This is a genomic window from Methyloversatilis sp. XJ19-49 (genome assembly GCF_024580145.1).
Taxonomy (GTDB): Bacteria; Pseudomonadota; Gammaproteobacteria; order Burkholderiales; family Rhodocyclaceae; genus Methyloversatilis.
The window spans coordinates 1-1981 of sequence record NZ_JANINI010000034.1 but is presented as its reverse complement, the minus strand read 5'-3'; the positions used below and the strand labels follow the sequence as shown (position 1 = coordinate 1981).

Sequence of the window (1981 nt, the reverse complement as noted above, 5' to 3'; positions counted from 1 at the left end):
GAATTCAAGGGCAAGCAGTACATCGGTATCCTGTCGGGTATCGGCGGCTGGGCCGGCATCGGCCTCGCAGCCGGTCTCGAAAAGCCGACCGATGGTCTGGGCGCCGTGGGTGGTTACGCCGAACTGGCCGCCTACACCGAGCTGGGCGGCACGATGACCGTCTTCGCACTGCCGTAATCGTGGGCCACACGGACCGCGCAGACTGCTCATTCCGCAAGGTCTGAGGACCGGCACCGCGTGGAAACGCCGGTGCCGGTTTTCGTTTCCGGACCCGCCGATGCGCCGGAAACACGCGTGACTCACTGATCCGTTCGCGTTGCGCAGTGCAACATATAGCGATTTTCGCCATGTTGCAGCGCGCCACGGGCGAGGCTTCAGACTGCCGCAGAAGCCAATATTGACAACATGGAGCGTTTTAAAACAACTTTGTCAAGTTTAAAATTTTAGGACGAGGCGGGGAAAACTTCCCGCTGTTCAAAAATCGTGTGCTATATCTTCATTACCCCGACGCTCAGTGCCACTTATGGACGTCGCCGGGAATAGCGGCCAAAGCCTTCTACTCGAGGTTTTGGCTTTTTGGTCGGAACGAGGAGGAGCCTATTTCCATGAAGATGAAAACACTGCCCCTGTGGGTCGCTGCACTTGCCATCCCGGGCACCGCATTGGCTAACGCCGATGTCGCCAAGCTGATCAAGGACCCGAAGAACTGGGCCATGCAGGCCGGCAACTTCGAAAACCAGCGCTACAGCAACCTGAACCAGATCAACAAGAAGAATGTGAAGGACATGAAGGTTGCCTGGACCTTCTCGACCGGCGTGTTGCGCGGTCATGAAGGTGGTCCGCTGGTGATCGGTGACACGCTGTTCGTGCACTCGCCCTTCCCCAACAAGGTGTTCGCGATCGACCTGGAAACCCAGAAGATCAAGTGGAAGTACGAGCCGAAGCAGGATCCGTCAGTGATTCCGGTGATGTGCTGCGACACCGTCAATCGTGGTCTCGCCTACGCCGAAGGCAAGGTATTCCTGCAGCAGGCAGACACGACGCTGGTTGCACTCGACTCCAAGTCGGGCAAGGTCCTGTGGTCGGTCAAGAACGGCGATCCGAAGGTTGGCGCAACCAACACGAACGCCCCGCACGTGTTCAAGGACAAGGTCATCACCGGCATTTCCGGCGGTGAATTCGGTGTCCGCGGCTACGTGGCTGCCTACGACATCAACACCGGCAAGCAGGTGTGGAAGGGCTTCAGCACCGGCCCCGACGCCGAAATGCTGATGGACCCGGAAAAGACGATGACCTGGACCAACGGCAAGATGGCGCCGGTGGGCAAGGATTCGTCGATCAAGACCTGGCAGGGTGACCAGTGGAAGATCGGTGGCGGCACGACCTGGGGCTGGTACTCGTACGACCCGCAGGAAAACCTGATGTACTACGGTTCGGGCAACCCCTCGACGTGGAACCCGTCGCAGCGTCCGGGCGACAACAAGTGGTCGATGACCCTGTGGGCACGTGATGTCGACACCGGCATGACCCGTTGGGTGTACCAGATGACCCCGCACGACGAGTGGGACTTCGACGGCATCAACGAAGTCATCCTGGCCGACGTGGACGTCAAGGGCAAGAAGCGCAAGGTTGCGGTTCACTTCGACCGTAACGGTTTCGGCTACACGATGGACCGTGTGACCGGCGAGCTGCTGACCGCTGAAAAGTTCGACCCGAAGGTGAACTGGGCCACGCACGTCGACATGAACACCGGTCGTCCGCAAGTGGTTGCCAAGTACTCGACCCGTCAGAACGGCGAAGATGTGAACAGCAAGGGCATCTGCCCGGCCGCTCTGGGTTCGAAGGACCAGCAGCCCGCTTCGTTCAACCCGAAGAATGGCCTGTTCTACGTGCCGACGAACCACGTCTGCATGGACTACGAGCCGTTCCGTGTTGAATACACCGCCGGTCAGCCGTACGTCGGCGCCACCCTGTCGATGTA

General features: G+C 59.4%; 1 protein-coding gene. It reads left to right on the top strand.

Annotated features, from left to right (window positions below; translation table 11 throughout):
- Positions 1–611: 611 nt before the first annotated feature.
- Positions 612–1981: PQQ-dependent dehydrogenase, methanol/ethanol family (locus NMQ16_RS19100; protein ID WP_257082556.1), on the top strand; the 1370-nt coding region annotated here is incomplete at its 3' end.